General features: G+C 55.9%; 17 protein-coding genes and 1 pseudogene. 7 read left to right on the top strand and 11 right to left on the bottom strand.

What is annotated here, in order from left to right:
• The 3 genes from DMO17_RS18865 to DMO17_RS18855 form a co-directional block, all read right to left on the bottom strand.
• Positions 1–826, bottom strand: an 826-nt coding sequence (locus DMO17_RS18865; RefSeq protein ID WP_110684020.1) for a DUF932 domain-containing protein, incomplete at its 3' end; no start/stop codon positions are given.
• A gap of 117 nt (positions 827–943) precedes the next feature.
• A complete protein-coding gene (locus DMO17_RS18860; RefSeq protein ID WP_375538036.1) occupies positions 944–1,279 on the bottom strand; it encodes a hypothetical protein in 336 nt (111 codons plus the stop codon).
• Between the two features lie 323 nt (positions 1,280–1,602).
• Positions 1,603–1,803, bottom strand: coding sequence for a KTSC domain-containing protein (locus DMO17_RS18855; protein WP_110684019.1), 201 nt, complete (start codon positions 1,801–1,803; stop codon positions 1,603–1,605).
• 175 nt (positions 1,804–1,978) lie between these two features.
• Here DMO17_RS18855 and DMO17_RS18850 point away from each other — a divergent pair, with 175 nt between their 5' ends.
• From DMO17_RS18850 to DMO17_RS19905, 5 genes are all read left to right on the top strand, one after another.
• Entirely contained in the window at positions 1,979–3,598 is a 1,620-nt protein-coding gene (locus tag DMO17_RS18850; protein ID WP_110684018.1) for an SNIPE associated domain-containing protein, read from the top strand.
• Positions 3,599–3,758: 160 nt separating this feature from the next.
• Positions 3,759–4,817, top strand: coding sequence for a helix-turn-helix domain-containing protein (locus tag DMO17_RS18845; protein ID WP_110684017.1), 1,059 nt, complete (start codon positions 3,759–3,761; stop codon positions 4,815–4,817).
• The gene (locus tag DMO17_RS18840; RefSeq protein WP_110684016.1) at positions 4,814–5,314 is read left to right on the top strand and encodes a PIN domain-containing protein; all 501 of its coding nucleotides are present in this window, start codon (positions 4,814–4,816) and stop codon (positions 5,312–5,314) included. The genes DMO17_RS18845 and DMO17_RS18840 overlap by 4 nt, the downstream gene beginning before the upstream one ends.
• A 116-nt stretch (positions 5,315–5,430) precedes the next feature.
• On the top strand, positions 5,431–6,132 hold the full coding sequence (locus DMO17_RS18835; protein ID WP_110684022.1) for an RNA ligase family protein: 702 nt from the start codon (positions 5,431–5,433) through the stop codon (positions 6,130–6,132).
• A gap of 141 nt (positions 6,133–6,273) precedes the next feature.
• Positions 6,274–6,405 carry a PAS domain-containing protein gene (locus DMO17_RS19905; protein WP_375538035.1) on the top strand — a complete coding sequence of 44 codons (132 nt, stop codon included), beginning with the start codon at positions 6,274–6,276 and terminating at the stop codon, positions 6,403–6,405.
• Between the two features lie 178 nt (positions 6,406–6,583).
• Here DMO17_RS19905 and DMO17_RS18830 read toward each other — a convergent pair whose 3' ends face one another.
• A complete protein-coding gene (locus DMO17_RS18830; protein WP_110684015.1) occupies positions 6,584–7,459 on the bottom strand; it encodes a LysR family transcriptional regulator in 876 nt (291 codons plus the stop codon).
• Between the two features lie 97 nt (positions 7,460–7,556).
• On the opposite strand from DMO17_RS18830, the gene DMO17_RS18825 reads away from it, so the two are divergent.
• On the top strand, positions 7,557–8,057 hold the full coding sequence (locus DMO17_RS18825) for a lactoylglutathione lyase family protein (RefSeq protein ID WP_095194881.1): 501 nt from the start codon (positions 7,557–7,559) through the stop codon (positions 8,055–8,057).
• Between the two features lie 286 nt (positions 8,058–8,343).
• Here DMO17_RS18825 and DMO17_RS18820 read toward each other — a convergent pair whose 3' ends face one another.
• The 4 genes and pseudogenes from DMO17_RS18820 to DMO17_RS18805 all read right to left on the bottom strand — a co-directional run bounded on the left by DMO17_RS18820 (position 8,344) and on the right by DMO17_RS18805 (position 10,344).
• Complete coding sequence (locus DMO17_RS18820) at positions 8,344–8,919, bottom strand: PIN domain-containing protein (protein WP_110684014.1); 576 nt, start codon at positions 8,917–8,919, stop codon at positions 8,344–8,346.
• Complete coding sequence (locus tag DMO17_RS18815) at positions 8,916–9,383, bottom strand: helix-turn-helix domain-containing protein (protein ID WP_110684013.1); 468 nt, start codon at positions 9,381–9,383, stop codon at positions 8,916–8,918. The genes DMO17_RS18820 and DMO17_RS18815 overlap by 4 nt, the downstream gene beginning before the upstream one ends.
• A 305-nt stretch (positions 9,384–9,688) precedes the next feature.
• Positions 9,689–10,003, bottom strand: coding sequence for a helix-turn-helix domain-containing protein (locus DMO17_RS18810; RefSeq protein WP_110684012.1), 315 nt, complete (start codon positions 10,001–10,003; stop codon positions 9,689–9,691).
• Positions 10,000–10,344, bottom strand: a pseudogene (locus DMO17_RS18805) (toxin). The gene DMO17_RS18810 and the pseudogene DMO17_RS18805 overlap by 4 nt, the downstream one beginning before the upstream one ends.
• Before the next feature lie 284 nt (positions 10,345–10,628).
• On the opposite strand from DMO17_RS18805, the gene DMO17_RS18800 reads away from it, so the two are divergent.
• Positions 10,629–11,258 carry a helix-turn-helix transcriptional regulator gene (locus tag DMO17_RS18800; protein WP_110684011.1) on the top strand — a complete coding sequence of 210 codons (630 nt, stop codon included), beginning with the start codon at positions 10,629–10,631 and terminating at the stop codon, positions 11,256–11,258.
• Positions 11,259–11,300: 42 nt separating this feature from the next.
• Here DMO17_RS18800 and DMO17_RS18795 read toward each other — a convergent pair whose 3' ends face one another.
• From DMO17_RS18795 to DMO17_RS18785, 3 genes are all read right to left on the bottom strand, one after another.
• Positions 11,301–12,260 carry an ornithine cyclodeaminase family protein gene (locus DMO17_RS18795; RefSeq protein WP_110684010.1) on the bottom strand — a complete coding sequence of 320 codons (960 nt, stop codon included), beginning with the start codon at positions 12,258–12,260 and terminating at the stop codon, positions 11,301–11,303.
• Positions 12,257–13,270, bottom strand: a complete 1,014-nt coding sequence (locus tag DMO17_RS18790; protein WP_375538034.1) for a threonine/serine dehydratase — start codon at positions 13,268–13,270, stop codon at positions 12,257–12,259. Before DMO17_RS18790 ends, DMO17_RS18795 begins: the two co-directional genes overlap by 4 nt.
• A gap of 175 nt (positions 13,271–13,445) precedes the next feature.
• Positions 13,446–14,366 carry a LysR family transcriptional regulator gene (locus tag DMO17_RS18785; protein ID WP_110684009.1) on the bottom strand — a complete coding sequence of 307 codons (921 nt, stop codon included), beginning with the start codon at positions 14,364–14,366 and terminating at the stop codon, positions 13,446–13,448.
• Positions 14,367–14,428 lie beyond the last annotated feature (62 nt).

The following is a 14,428-nucleotide window of genomic DNA, read 5'->3' as shown; positions in this document are numbered from 1 at the left end:
CCCAAGCTGTTCCACTGGCAGATTCGAGGCTGCTGCCTCGACCTCTTCCTTGAAAGAGGCTCTCCACTTTTTGCATGGCGCGGATGTTGGGCACTACCTCCTTCTGCTGTGCGTTCGGGGAGCTATCGCCCATTACCGTGGTGATAAACGAAAGTGCTTCTTTGGGCTTCACCTTGCGATCAGTCAGTGCCCGCATGCGGTACATGAATTCGTCCCATTGCGAGATAGCGATACCGAGTTGTTTCTTTACGGCCTGTGGGTCGAAGCGGGTGCTGTGGGGCACCTTGATAGCACGCGTCGTTCCATCCAGGGCGATGGTCAGGGTGTTGTTACACACAACGCGCACTGTGGTCGGGGTTGCTGTTGTGGCTAGGGTACCGTCGCAGGAGGTAGCCAGCAGCAGGTAACCGTTGACCTGGTCGTTGCCCTTCAGCGCAGTGCCTTGCCCTGTGCGGGCCAGTGCCCAGAATTTGCGGCCACCTTTGAGTACGCCAGCGGTTTCCAGCTCATAGCCGGAGACCTCGGTCAGATCGCGATAGAACTCCAGCACCTCACGCGGCTGCACCGTGTGATATCGCCTGGAGACCACCGATAGCGGTGCTTTGCTGTCAGACCGGAACAGCACCTTCTGCTCTGGGAAAGAATGGATCGTACCGAGATGGCCGATCGCATCTGACTTGAAGTGCACTGGGCTTTCCAGGATCTGCCAGTCCATTCCTGCTTCACGCTGCCAGACCTCGATCGGTTGTTTCTGGGTGAGCTGGTTACCAAGGCCATGCCAGGGCGCATCGCCGACATAGGCCATTTGTTCAATGAGATGGGCCATTACAGACTCCTTGCCAGAGAGGCATGCCAATAGATCCACCTGCGCCCGAGATCTCTGGGCGAGTTAGGTGCAATCACTGCTGTGAGAGATGAGGAGATGATGCGGTTCGGTGAGCAGCTACTGCTCAGAGACCGAGAAGGCGTGACCGCAGGCTTGGCACTGATAATTGTCCAGCACATGCAGGTCGATTTTCTCGCCAACCTGGGCGCCAGCCAGGCCTCCTACCGCGCTACCAGCCAGGCCACCGAGAATGGCGCCGGCAAGACCGCCAAGTGCGGCACCTATGGGGCCGGCGACCATGCCCAGCGCTGCACCGCCCTGAGCGCCAGCCATAGCGCTGGCAGCACCAGTTGCAGCGCCACCTACTGCGCCGACGGTGCCGCCCAGCTTGCGGCCGATATTGCGTGTGATGATTTGAGAAGAGTTACATGCGGGGCAAAGGATCGACATCATTCAGACTCCTGTACAACGGGAAGGGGCTGAAGAGGGCAATACGAGCCCGTCTTCCCATTAGTAATACAGGTCTGAAGTTTTTTTGATTTCGATGGAGTGACAGGGCGCGCACTCCAGCTGGCATGGCTTAAGGCCTCTGGGCCCCCGAAGTGGAGGCCCTTCGCTGTGCGCTGCGGGTGGCCCCACCTCCCTCTGTTGTCGAATCAGCGCCATGTGATGTCTTGCGGCTGTGTGATCGGGCAAGAGCGGGGCAGGGCATGCTATAGAAATCTCCCAGGCGTGCCCAACTTCGTACCGGAGAGCTCATTTAAGTCCATGAGCTTTCAGCACTGATAACGATCCTTGATGTAATCGTTGTAATAGTGGCCCTTTGAGGGAGCGCGCATGAAGTTATCGTACACATGCTGCGGTACGCCACAGAAGTCATAGGTATGCCCCTGCTGGAAGGTGATTTTCATGCGTTTGGTAGCGGGATCGTAGCCAATTGCGCTGATCGCCGACGAGCTTACGCGCGTCATTTTCATGGTGCTGCTCTCCTTGTCTGATTGGTATGTATGTGGTGTCACGTATCCTTAAGCGAGGCTACTTGATGCCTTGGCCCGAGAAAGCTGGCAATTAGTGCAACACCCCAGTATCTGCGGTTGTAAGGGGGCGAGTTGACATATGATCCCTTTTTCAAACGAGTCAGGGAGTCAATAGATGGAACTTCTCTTTATCGGTGCTGTGGCCGCACTGATTTACTTTGTTGTTCAGGGAGCGAAGCACCAGAAAGAACTGGCCAAGGTTCTTCGAGAGCGAAATGAACTCCGCGCAAGGCTCGACAGGGCTGCCGAGCACGAGAGTAAGCTTCGAGCTGAGATCATGGCTTTGCATGAGGAGGCTCGGGTCGCTGCTCAACGCTATGTTGAGCAGAGCAACTTGCTGGACACGCTCAGGGCCCGGCTTGAGCGCTACCAGGCGCTTTCCGACGTTGAGGCTGAGGTCGCACGCTTGAGTGACGACATCAAGCAGCAAAAGGACTCGATGCTCAGAACTACCAAGCAACGGCTTGAACAGGCAGAGGTTCGGCTATCAGAAGCACTGGATGAGGCTCGACGCATTGTTGATGCGGCCAATGTCCGCGCTGAAGAAATTGCGGGGGAGGCCTTCCAAGCTGCCGGGCGCTTGAAGGAGTTGAGTGATGCTGCCGATGCCATCAAGCACAAGATCGAAGGCTACGGTGATGCCTACATCATCCCGACCTACCACCTGCTTGATGATCTTGCTGAGGAGATCGGTTACACCGAGGCGGGGCAGAAGCTTAAAGATGCCCGCGATATGACGCGGCTCATGGTCAAGAACGGTCAGGCGGCTGTCTGTGATTATGCGGAGCCTAACCGCCGAGCCACTGCTATCCGTTTCGTGATCGATGCGTTCAACGGCAAGGTGGACTCCATTCTCTCGCGCGCCAAGTCCGACAACCACGGCACCCTGGAAAAGGAAATCCGAGATTCGTATGCCTTGGTCAACACCAATGGTGCCTCCTTCAGAAATGCTCGGATAACCGAAGCCTACCTTTCAGCTCGTCTGCTGGAGCTGCGTTGGGCTGCTACAGCTCAGGCTATTCGTGATCAGGAGCGCGAAGAGCAACGGCGTTTGCGTGAGCAGATTCGTGAGGAAGAAAAGGCGCGCCGCGAGTATGAGCGAGCGCTCAAGGATGCAGCCAAGGAAGAGCAAACTCTGCGTAAGGCAATGGAGAAGGCGCAAGAACAGATTGCAGCTGCTTCAGAGGCCCAGCGAGCGGAGTTCGAAGCCAGGCTTGCTGAGCTGCAGGAGCAGCTGCGTCAGGCTGAGGAGAAGAACCAGCGTGCGCTTTCCATGGCTCAGCAGACTCGCACGGGACACGTCTATGTCATTTCGAACATCGGCTCCTTTGGTGAGGACGTGTTCAAGATCGGTATGACTCGTAGGCTGGAGCCTGCAGACCGTATTCGTGAGCTGGGCGATGCCAGCGTGCCTTTCGAGTTCGACGTGCACGCCATGATCTTCAGCGAAGACGCACCGGGCCTTGAGAAGCAACTTCACCGTCACTTCCTGCGTCAGCAGGTCAACAAGGTCAATCCACGCAAGGAGTTCTTCCGACTGGGCTTGGCAGACATCAAGCAAGAGCTTGAGGTGCTTGGCGTGCAGACGCACTGGACGATGACTGCGCAGGCTCGCGAGTACCGGGAGACGCTGCAGATTGAGCAGCAGATCCTTGAAAATCCTGCAGTCGCTGCAGAGTGGACAAGGCACCAGATGGAGCTTGAAGAGGTCCTCGAAGAGGCTGTGACGGAGTAGGTTGGGTTTCTCGACCTGCCGCTTTCATAAGGCCGCCGTTATCTGTAGGGCTTGAACGACGGCTGCAGCTCTATCGACTAATTCCATCGGGTCTTCGATGAGCGCGCTTTAGGTTGACGAATTTCAGATTATTGCTATTTTTGTCAACCAAGGGGGGCTTATGATTCATGACAGAATTCGGCGTGCAAGGCTGCTACGAGGGATGTCCTTAGAGGCGCTATCGCGACAGCTTGGTGACATTACTAAACAAGGCTTGAGCAAGCTGGAGAAGGGACAGATAGCCCCCAACTCCACTCGCTTGCTTCAGTTGGCTGACGCCCTAGATGTCAGCCCTGAGTATTTCTTCCGCCCTGAGCCAATGGCTCTGGCGCCACTCGAGTTTCGTAAGCTCGCAAAAATGCCCAAGTACCTGCAGCAGCAGGTTGAGGAGCAGATTCGAGAGCATTTAGAGCGCTACATCGCTCTGGAAATGTATTTCGACCCCGTTGATATCGCCACTCCCAACGCGCCTTGCCAGAGGTATCTGGTTGGCTCGATCGAGGAAGCCGAGACTGCTGCGGAGCAATTGCGCGAGGATTGGCAGATTGGGTCCGATGCGATCTCCAATCTCACCGAGTTGCTCGAGGAGAATGGGATAAAAGTGGCACTGATAGATGGCCCCGATGACTTTGATGGCGCATGTGCTGCGACCGAAGACAAACAGCATGTGCTCATTGGTCTCAACGCGAGTAGGCCGGGCGAAAGAATGCGATTCACCGCAGCTCATGAGTTAGGGCATTGGGTGATGTGCCTGCCAGATGAGATGCCGGAAAAGGAAAAAGAGCTTTGCTGCCATCGATTTGCTGGTGCCTTCTTGTACCCGAAGGATCGAGTCAAGGCCGACTTTGGCGTCCATCGGCGTACCGAGGTTCATCCCCAAGAGCTGCTAATTGCCAAGCGTCAGTACGGGATCTCAATGCAGGCGGCGATGTATCGCCTCAAAGACTTGGAGTTACTCAGTGCTGAGGGGTACCGCAATCTGGCCATTCAGTTCAGTGCGCGCGGCTGGAGAAAAGCAGAGCCTGAGCCCCAAGACTGTAAGCCGCCTCAGCGTTTTGAGTCTCTCGTTTATTGGGGGTTGGCAGAAGGGCTGTTTACCAGTTCCCGTGCTGCAGAATTGCTCAATAGGGCAGTGAGTGCGCTGGAGCGCGACCTGGTGGCCACTATGGGGACTGAATGAGTCGGGTCTACATCAGTGATGCAAACATCCTGATTGATTTTAGGAATGCAGGGCTGCTGGAAGCACTTTTTGAATTACCCATCGTGCTTTGCTGCACAGACTTTGTAATCCGGGAATTAAAGGATATCAGCCGCTCAGAGCTTGAGAGACTGGGCCTGCGGGTTGAAGTCATTGAGGCGCAGGGCATACCACGCCTTTATGAGCTCCGTATGCAGCATAACAATAGCTCGTTGGCTGACGTTTCCTGCTACTTCCTGGCGCAGGAGACAGGGCGGCCCCTCCTGACAGGCGATGGCCGGCTTCGTCGCCAGGCTATACAAGATGGGCTTCAGGTTCATGGCGCACTCTGGCTACTGGATCAGCTCCTGGCGGCAGAAATAGTCACGCATGATGGAGCGGCCGACGCATTGGACTGCATGATCATGCGAGGTGCGCGTTTTCCATTAGCGGAGTGCCAAGCGAGGCTGGCGGCTTGGCGTAACCGACCAACCCCCTGACTCCATTGTGTTCAATGAGTTTGTCTGAGGGCACCAAGATTCGTGGCTGTGTTGGAGTGCCTGAGACAGTCTTGCGGAGGCATGGGGGGATAAGACAACCCTTGGTGTGCACGTTTATGGATGAGTTTTATCGTTTTCCCTCGACTCCCCATCTCGCTTGGCTAGGTGAGGGCAACGTACCTCGTGACGACAAGATGCTCTCTCGATCAGAGGTTACGGAGCTGCTGTCTGGTGATGTGCTGGTTGAGGAAAAGCTCGATGGTGCCAATCTCGGGATATCACTCGACCGAGATGGGGCGCTTCGCGCGCAGAATCGGGGGCAGTATCTCTGCGACCCTCATGCGGGGCAGTTTGCAAGGCTGCCGGGCTGGCTGGATCGTAATCGTGAGCCGCTGCTTTCGGTGCTCAGTCCTGGGTTAATCATTTTCGGCGAGTGGTGCGCCGCCCAGCACTCGCTGGATTACAGCAGCCTTCCAGATTGGTTCTTGGTGTTTGACGTGTTCGACCGCTCTGCAGGCCGATTCTGGAGTTCTCGGCGTCGCGATGAGCTCGCGCGGCAAGCTGGACTGTTTACCGTTCCGAGTCTCCTGCGTGGGCGCACGACTCTGGCTGAGCTCGAGCAGACCATTCAGACAGCTTCGAGTCGCTTTCGTCCCGGTAAGCCCCTGGAGGGCGTGGTGGTCCGTCGTGAGTCACACGACTGGTGCGAGGCCCGTGCCAAGCTAGTCAGAGCTGACTTTACGCAGGCCATCACGTCGCACTGGAGTCGTCGCGCGATTCAGTGGAACCGGGTTAGCTACTCGAGTAATCGCTCCTAGCGATCCAAGCCTCTTCGATCGCGTCGATCGTATCTGCAAGGTTCGTTGGGAGCGCGTAATCGTGACGCAGGTTTTGGCTTGGGGCTCACCCTATACTGGCATCTCGGTTTTCAGTCCCTTTACCACTGAATGAGTTGCTGCATGTCGCGCGAGTATGAGTTGAGTCCTTTGGCCCTTGTTAACTACCAAACCATGGCGGACTGCATCGCGGCGCTGCTATTTCCCCATGCCGAAGCAGTGATCCAAGATCTCGGCACACAGAAGATTGCCTAGCCAACAACATATCCAAGCGCCGTATTGGTGATGATTCTGCGCTTTGTGATCTTCCCCAGGAGCTGGGTCCCGGGATAGGTTGACCACTACATTTGTCGTCTCGTCGAGACCTGGGGCGCCTTCTTGGAGCTCTATGAGTGTGATCTCTACGGCGCGCTCCGCTGGCTGACCTAGCAGGTCACAGACTTTTAATCTGCGACCTCAGTTTTTGAACGACCAACTCTGCCCTAGTAGATAGTGGCCATTCGGCGCGATGTATCAACCATAGAGTGTCCTCGACTAATCGTGGCCCATCGATAACCTGGATACTTTCTGGGCGTTGAAACGCCAAGCGTGCATAGCGCGGTAACACCGTAAAGCCTAACCCTCGCGCAACTGGCTCAAGGATCAGACCAATCTGGTTGGTAAAGCCACGACAGGGAAGACTGCCGATGCCTGACTCCTCAGGGTAGTAACGACTGAGCAGACGACTACCCATGGCGCGGCCATCAGGATGATCGATGAAGCCTATGCGTCTCAGATCGTCCCAACCTTCGACTCGCTCTGAGGCGGGTGCGATTAGCTCCAATGGCTCCTCGGTGAAGCGACTCACGCAAAGACGCGGGTCGTCAGGCTTAAGCGTCACCAATCCCAACTCGAAGCGATTATCCAGCACTGCTTCGAGCACCTCTCTATCCGGAGCAAAACGTTGTCGAATGATCAGGCCGGGATTTGCCTGCTGCAAGTTCAACAGCATGGGGTAGAGGGCCAGTCCGATACTGCCAGGACAAATCAAACCAATCTCTCCACGCGTGTCTTCATGCGCCGATAAGCGGTTATGCAGTCGCTGATCGGCAGCACTAACCTCTTCGCAATACTCCAGCAGCGCACGCCCTGCGGGTGTGAGTTCGATCTGTCGAGGGCGGCGTATCAGCAATGGGCCGAGCCGCTCCTCAAGCTTCTGTATATGTTGACTGACAGCGGCCTGGGTCAGGTCGAGGTACTCGGCGCAGCGTGTGAAATTACCCTGTTCGATCAGGGCGGAGAAAGTGCGCAGCCATTGCGGATTAAGCATAACAATATCTTATCAAGACCATAACTTGGCGATGGTTTTCATTATGGCAAGTCCTTCCTAGACTAGCCACATCACCAACGCTCAAGAGGTACAAATTATGTCATTCGTCTACCCACGCAGCTTTTCTCATCTCGGCTTATCTGTCACTGATCTAGACGCCGCTGTGAAGTTCTACACAGAGGTCATGGGCTGGTATCTGATCATGCCGCCGACCACGATCACTGAAGACGAATCAGCTATCGGAATCATGTGTACCGATGTATTTGGTGCCGGCTGGGGTTCGTTCCGTATTGCACACCTGTCCACGGGTGATCGGATCGGTGTAGAGATCTTTGAGTTTCGCAATGCCGAAAAGCCGCAGAACAACTTCGAATACTGGAAGACCGGTATCTTCCACTTCTGCGTCCAAGATCCAGACGTCGAGGGGCTTGCCGCCAAGGTCGTTGCCGCTGGCGGCAAGCAGCGCATGCCTGTACGCGAGTATTTTCCTGGCGAGAAGCCGTACCGCATGGTCTATATGGAAGACCCCTTTGGTAACATCTTGGAAATCTATAGCCACAGCTACGAGCTGATTTATTCGGCTGGTGCTTACAAGTAACGGCTAGCGGCCCAGGCCCATAGAGCCTGGGCTGCATCATATCCAGTGCCACTCGTTGTGTTGCTACCACGCAACAGGTCAACTCTCAGAGAGGTGTGATTACCGCTCGCTTACGTTTATAGTCAATTATAGAGCGATTATAGAATCCCCTATTTACGTCGCTCACTTTAGGCCGGTAGACGCCTTTCCTGCCTGCCATAAGCGGCTAACGGCAAGCTATTGGAGCGGTAGCGGCCGGCGTGGCGACTCAGGTAACCACCGTAAAAAGTGCGAAGGAAATCGTCGATCAGATTAGCCGCTCATACTCCGAGAGAAGCTTAACGCTCTGCGTTAGACCCTGAACCAGAAGTCGGTCGAGTAGCTCCCGGGCGGTGTGCGGAGGATTCTTCAATGAAGCCCGCTGTGCTTGGACCGCCTCAAGTACTGCGGCTTGGTCCAAGTCAAAGAGATCAGCAATGAAGTCGTCTGGGTGTACCGCTTCTATCTCAAACGGCTCCAGTGCATCAGATGGGAAATCCTTCAGATTGAAGGTCACGATCACGGAAGCGCTGCACCTAATTGCCGCTGCCAAGACGTGACAATCATCTGGATCTGGTAGGGTGAGCCCTGCACATAGGAGCTCATATCCGGTTACTAGGGCATCCGGTATCGCCCTATCCATCGCAGCGGATGTGCGATCCAGTTGGGCTTGAGTGAGATCCTGACGATTGATCAGAAGGTTTCTCTTCCACTCATCATGGATCTGCGCCGTCCAACGCGCGCGGTAGACGCCCGTTAGCGCCAAATGCATAAGCAGGTCGCGCAATGGCGCTGGGTAGAGGACGTTTGCGTCATACAGCGCGGTGAACGGCGAATGCCTCATTCGTACCCCATTCCCAGTTCTTGGGCTTGCGCTGCGAGCTCATCCAAAGCTTGGCGGCTTTCGGCAGTCCTGCGTTGCTTGTAGTCCATAAGATCGGCGAATTTCACCCGGCGATGGCGCCCCACCTTGGTATGCGGAATGACGTTCTCATCCAGCAGCTTTACCAAGTGTGGCCGTGAAACATTGAGCAGGTCTGCTCCTTCCTGCGTGGTCAGCTCTGCATGGATCGGTACGACTTTTACAGCGTTCCCCATAGCCAGCTCGCTCAAGATTTCATCGAGCAGGCGTAGCGCAAAGGCTGGCAACTGGACCGTGTGGGGGCGTTGCTCATCGTCCAGGATCTCGATGCGCTGAGTTTCTAGCTTGGTCGATAGGAAGGCAGCGAGCTGACGGCGCGACTCCACGGCAGCAGCAATCTCCTTCTCATCGGGGAGCATGGTGCGGTTGAGTTCTGCGGTAGTCATGGGAGTCTCCAAATCACTTGTGTGCACGCAAGCATGTGTGCGGCACGTCTATATGTTCATTGTAAACGAAATAAACGAAAATCGCAATAAACGAAACGGAGTATCCAAGGCCAGAGTGCTTGGTCGATCAGAGAAGAAGACGCCAGGGCGCGGCCCTAGAGGCTAAGGACGGGGCTGACGCCTGTGGGGCTGGGCATCCTGCAGTTAGTCAAGAACTGGCTGACTGAAATGGGAGGGAATCGAATCGAGACGATGTGGGCTGACGGTTGACCGGAACTTACAAGGGGCCTTCCGGCCCCTTGTACTTATACGGCCTCCAGCCGATCAACCATGTCAGGGTATTGCTCAACCAGCTTGATCAGAAGTGCTGCCTGGGTGTTGGGCTTGGATTTTTTCTGCTCCCAATTCCGGAGAGTGCCAGTGCTAGTGCGAATGCGTCGGGCAAATACTGCCTGAGACATGCGCAGTTTCTTGCGCAGGGCGACTATTTCTTCCGCTGATACCTCGGGGGCTGGCTTTTCCTCTACCTCAGTTGTGCGCAGAGTAATTTTGCCCTGGCGGTGAGCCGCCAGTTCCGAAACGCCTTGCATCATCTCGGCGAACAGATCGCGCTTTTTCATTGGGCACCTCGTGCTTCCAGTTCTTGAGCGATGGCTTGCTTCAGAGACTTCTCTTGATCGGGAGTCAGGTGATCGAGCTCGTCCTTGTCGTATATGGCGAACATCCAGAACTAACTGTCGCTCAGCAGCCAGTAGTAAATGACGCGTAAGCCGCCGCGCTTTCCTGTGCTGCGGCGACTGTCCATCCAACGTAGCTTGCGAAAGCCCCCTGTTCGGGGCATGACGTCGCCCGCTTGCGGATTGGCCGGCATTTCGTCCTGTAGCTGACGATACTCGTCATCAGTTAGGTAATCGCCCACCGTAGCGGTGAACGTAGAGGTTTCCAGGAAGATGGCTTTCATTGGGCAAAGTGTAGGTAATTTGCTCATATTCGAGCAGGGGCTAAAAGCTTCTACAGCAGGGGCTAAGGCCGCCAGTGGCTACCTCTCCTAGATGGAAGCAGGCCATTGCCGGGGCGCCGAACAGGGGCAACGGTACCTTTACCAGGATGGCGAGCGCCATGCAGAAGAGTTGGATGCCGGCCAGGTGTTTCTGACGAGCACAATCTCGACGCGGATATTGGCGTGGGGCTCCCCCTATACTGATGTCTCAGTTTTAGTCTCTCCACCACTGAATGAGTTGCTGCATGTCGCGCGAGTACGAGTTGAGTCCTCTGGCCCTTGTTAACTACCAAACCATGGCGGACTGCATCGCGGCGCTGCTATTTCCCCATGCCGAAGCAGTAATCCACGATCTCGGCACACAGAAGATTGCCTATATCGCCAACAACATATCCAAGCGCCGTGTTGGTGATGATTCCGCGCTGAGTGATCTCCCTCAGGAGCTGGGGCCCGGGATGAAGCTTGGGCCCTATGAAAAGCTCAACTGGGATGGCCAGCGGGTGCGCTCGATTAGCGCGGTGCTGATGGGTATGCATGGTAGGCCGGAAGCGCTTATGTGCATCAACGTGAGCTTTCATGCCCTGGAACAGGCTAAAGCTGCGTTGGACTTTTTCTTCCAATCAGGCCGGATCTTGCCGCAGCCAGAGGCACTGTTCCGGGATGACTGGCAGGAGCGCATCAATACCTTCGTCCATGGTTGGTTACAGAGCCATCAGCTGAGTTTGAACACCCTCTCGCGCGAGAACAAGAAAGCCTTGGTCGAGGCTCTTTATGCAGAGGGGGGATTCAATGGGCGCAGCACTATCGACTACGTGGCGAACGTCCTAGGGATGGGGCGGGCGACTGTCTACAAGTACCTGAAGCCTATGCGCTAGCGCTGCGATTGCGTCGGTGCAGACCTACCTACGACGTTTTCGCTACGCCGAGTCGGCGGATGCTATCGAGTTCAGAATGCACCTCGCAATTTGGGAGTCCTGTATCGCGAGGCCCGTCAGATCAGCGATTGTCAGGTCCTGCTGACGGATACGCCCTGGGTGTTTGCCCTGAAGCACCAGCCCAAGTTCGATCAGGTCGCTGTGCTTGATCAGATGCTGATGCAGTGCATGGGATGCCTCACCATATGCGCTGCACTGTGTCACTGAGTCGACCACGATGAGATCGGCCATTGCCATGAGTTTCGGATCAAGCTCCTGCTTACCAGGAGCATCGGCACCCACAGCAGTAATGTGCGTGCCTGCTTGAGTCCATTGGTGCTGCACCAGCGGCTCCCTTGATGGGGTGGCGCAGATGATCAAATTGCAATTTCTTACCAGCGTCTCTGGACTGTCAGCCATCACCACTTGGCAACCAAGGTTCTCGGCGAAGGTCTTGAACCGTTCTTGCTCTTGGGCACTGCGCCCCCAAACGTGCACGTCCCGGCAGTCAGTGACTGCGAGTGTCTGCTCCAGCTGTAGACGCGCTTGAACGCCAGTGCCGATGATACCGATGGCACGCACTACAGGCGGTGCCAAGTACTGCGTAACAAGGCGACCGGCCAGTGCAGTGCGCATACAGGTCAGCCAGCCATGGTCGGCAAGCAGCGCTAGCGGTTGGCCTGTGTTGGCGCAGAAGACCAGTATCAGACCATCGTTGCTTTCCAGGCCTCGTTTGGGGTTTGCATAAAAGCCCGTGGAGACCTTGACCGCAAAGGAGCTACTTCCTTCCAGCCATGCGGACTTCACACAACAGTCACCCTCTGCTTCAGCGAAGAGAAAGTTCTGGGGTGTCGGCATCTGCACACGGCCTTGGCTATACGCAACAAAGCCCTCGGCGATGTATCCGAGTGCCTGCTCCGAATTGAAGTGAGCACTAATCAGGTCTCGACTTATCACTCTCACCGAACTGCACTCAGAAACTGATCCAGCATGATGTTCCTGCCGCACACGACGGCGGCTACTCGTTGGCCTGCACAGGCTTTTGATTGCTTCAGCAGTCCTGCGACCGCCACTCCAGCTGCGCCTTCGATAATCCATCGCTCATGCCGTGCAACCTCACGCATCGCCGTATGGATTTCCTCTTCGCTCACAAGCACGGTTTCATCAATGAGTCGCTGACACAGGGGGAGTGTTATCGCGCCAGGCTCAACACCCCCAGCGGTTCCATCGGAGATGGTTTCGCCTTCCTCCATTTGGATGATTTCGCCGGCCTCGATAGATCTTTGCATCGTCGGCGCCACTTCCGGCCAGCAACCGACTACGCGGATGGCTGGGTTGTGTTTCTTCAAGACCGCTGCGATGCCCGAGATCATGCCGCCGCCACCTACAGCGACGAAGATCGCATCCAGCTCTGGCAGTTGCTCGATGATCTCCATACCGATGGTGCCCTGGCCGGCGATGATCTCTAGATCGTTGTAGGGCGATATGAACGGTTTGCCTGTGGCTTGTGATTGTTTCGATGCTTCGAGCTCGGCGCCCAAGGAGTCTGTATCCAACGTAATCACGTTGGCTCCGAAGCGTCGCATTGCATCCAGCTTGATGGGGGAGGTGTAAGAGGCGGTATAGACAGTGACCGGGACGCCCAAGTGTTGGCCCGCTAGGGCAAGAGCTTGTCCGTGATTGCCGGAGGATGCGGTGATGACCCCTTGCCGTCGACTTTCCTCGTCCAAGAGCCGCAGCTTATTGCTGGCGCCGCGGAACTTGAACGACCCGGTGTGTTGCAGATGCTCGCACTTGAGGTAGACCTGGGCGCCTGACTGAGCGCTAAGGCCAGGACTGAAGCTGAGAGGCGTTAAGGCGACTTGGGGTCTGATGGCGTGGTGAGCTTCCTCGATGGCCGAGTAGAGCTGGCTTAGGGTTTCTTCATTTGAGGTGGGCACGGTGAGGCCTTGATCGTGTATGGCTGAGAGCACCTCTCGATACGTTGGGTGTCGTGGAGGTGGTGGAAATTAAGTGCAATATAATTCCACTGTAGAAATAATGTCTACGTTCTGCGCGGCCATTTGGATGAGCGGCGGCTGAGGTCAGGTGGAGATCTGGAACGCTCACCGCGGCGACACATGCTGAAAGCGGCGCGTTATGCGATGGCTAAACCTGGCGGAGCCATTCGAGAAGCTGCTGTTCCATGCTTTCGAGCGGCAAGGGAGCCGGGGCGAGTAGGCAATAGACTGAGCCGTCTTGGGCAAATCCCATCGGGGCACTTAACACACCGGTCTGGATGTCATCTTTGACCAGGTGCCAAGGGCCGATGGCTACGCCAAGCCCGGCTACGGCGGCCTGTAAGCTGAAGTAGAAATGCTCGAAGCTGAGCGCCGGCCCCTTTGGCATGAGCTTGCCGGTCGCTGCGGACCATTCATGCCAGGCGTCAGGGCGAGTTCGGGTCTGAAGAAGGGTGGCGCCATCCGAGAGCGTGGTTGAGGCACCATCTCTGTGGAACCACTCAGTCACTTTGTCTGGGCGACAGACTGGGCCTACCTGCTCCTCGAACAGTGGGCTGGAGTGGTAATGAGTAGGCCACATGAAGTCATTGCGTCGAATGGCAAGATCTAGCCCCGCGTCAAAAGAAAAAGGCCCGCCACCTGCCACGAGATGAAAATCTATATCGGAATAGCGACTTCTAAAGTCTGCCCAGCGCGGTATCAGCCAGCGCATCAAAAGTGTGGGCTCACAGGAAATGACAACCCGTCGTTTCTGGCGGGTTTCCCTACGCAATTTCTGCGTGGCGACATGCATCAGCTCCAACCCATCGCGAACTGCCTCTGCAAGTAGACGCCCAGGTTCTGTGAGAAAAACACGCCGACTCCTTCTCTCAAATAAGGCAACCCCGAGGTCCTGCTCGAGCAAGCGAACACTCCGACTGATGGCGCCATGAGTAACATGTAACTCGGCCGCTGCACGACTAAAGCTTTCTAACCGCGCTGCTGCTTCAAAGCAGCGCAGCGCATTCAGGGAGGGCAGTCGAGCGTGAGGTGTCGGTGAGCTGTAGTCACAGTCAGTGTCAGAAAACATCGCTTTTGGCTCATGTCGTCAAATCTCACAATAGTAGCTCATTCAATACTTGTTTGAGAGAT

The organism is Aquipseudomonas alcaligenes, assembly GCF_003205495.1.
Classification (GTDB): Bacteria; Pseudomonadota; Gammaproteobacteria; order Pseudomonadales; family Pseudomonadaceae; genus Aquipseudomonas; species Aquipseudomonas alcaligenes_B.
Note: the sequence above shows the minus strand (reverse complement) of the source record. Positions and strands in the feature narration are given on the sequence as shown.

Excerpts from the sequence above, each read along its gene's own strand:
- DMO17_RS18830 (WP_110684015.1), bottom strand. The coding sequence starts at position 7,459 with ATGCTTAATCCGCAATGGCTGCGCACTTTCTCCGCCCTGATCGAACAG.
- DMO17_RS18815 (WP_110684013.1), bottom strand. The coding sequence starts at position 9,383 with ATGACTACCGCAGAACTCAACCGCACCATGCTCCCCGATGAGAAGGAG.
- DMO17_RS18785 (WP_110684009.1), bottom strand. The coding sequence starts at position 14,366 with ATGTTTTCTGACACTGACTGTGACTACAGCTCACCGACACCTCACGCT.
- DMO17_RS18820 (WP_110684014.1), bottom strand. The coding sequence starts at position 8,919 with ATGAGGCATTCGCCGTTCACCGCGCTGTATGACGCAAACGTCCTCTAC.
- DMO17_RS18840 (WP_110684016.1), top strand. The coding sequence starts at position 4,814 with ATGAGTCGGGTCTACATCAGTGATGCAAACATCCTGATTGATTTTAGG.
- DMO17_RS18860 (WP_375538036.1), bottom strand. The coding sequence starts at position 1,279 with ATGATGTCGATCCTTTGCCCCGCATGTAACTCTTCTCAAATCATCACA.
- DMO17_RS18850 (WP_110684018.1), top strand. The coding sequence starts at position 1,979 with ATGGAACTTCTCTTTATCGGTGCTGTGGCCGCACTGATTTACTTTGTT.
- DMO17_RS18835 (WP_110684022.1), top strand. The coding sequence starts at position 5,431 with ATGGATGAGTTTTATCGTTTTCCCTCGACTCCCCATCTCGCTTGGCTA.
- DMO17_RS18825 (WP_095194881.1), top strand. The coding sequence starts at position 7,557 with ATGTCATTCGTCTACCCACGCAGCTTTTCTCATCTCGGCTTATCTGTC.
- DMO17_RS18800 (WP_110684011.1), top strand. The coding sequence starts at position 10,629 with ATGTCGCGCGAGTACGAGTTGAGTCCTCTGGCCCTTGTTAACTACCAA.
- DMO17_RS18845 (WP_110684017.1), top strand. The coding sequence starts at position 3,759 with ATGATTCATGACAGAATTCGGCGTGCAAGGCTGCTACGAGGGATGTCC.
- DMO17_RS19905 (WP_375538035.1), top strand. The coding sequence starts at position 6,274 with ATGTCGCGCGAGTATGAGTTGAGTCCTTTGGCCCTTGTTAACTACCAA.
- DMO17_RS18855 (WP_110684019.1), bottom strand. The coding sequence starts at position 1,803 with ATGAAAATGACGCGCGTAAGCTCGTCGGCGATCAGCGCAATTGGCTAC.
- DMO17_RS18810 (WP_110684012.1), bottom strand. The coding sequence starts at position 10,003 with ATGAAAAAGCGCGATCTGTTCGCCGAGATGATGCAAGGCGTTTCGGAA.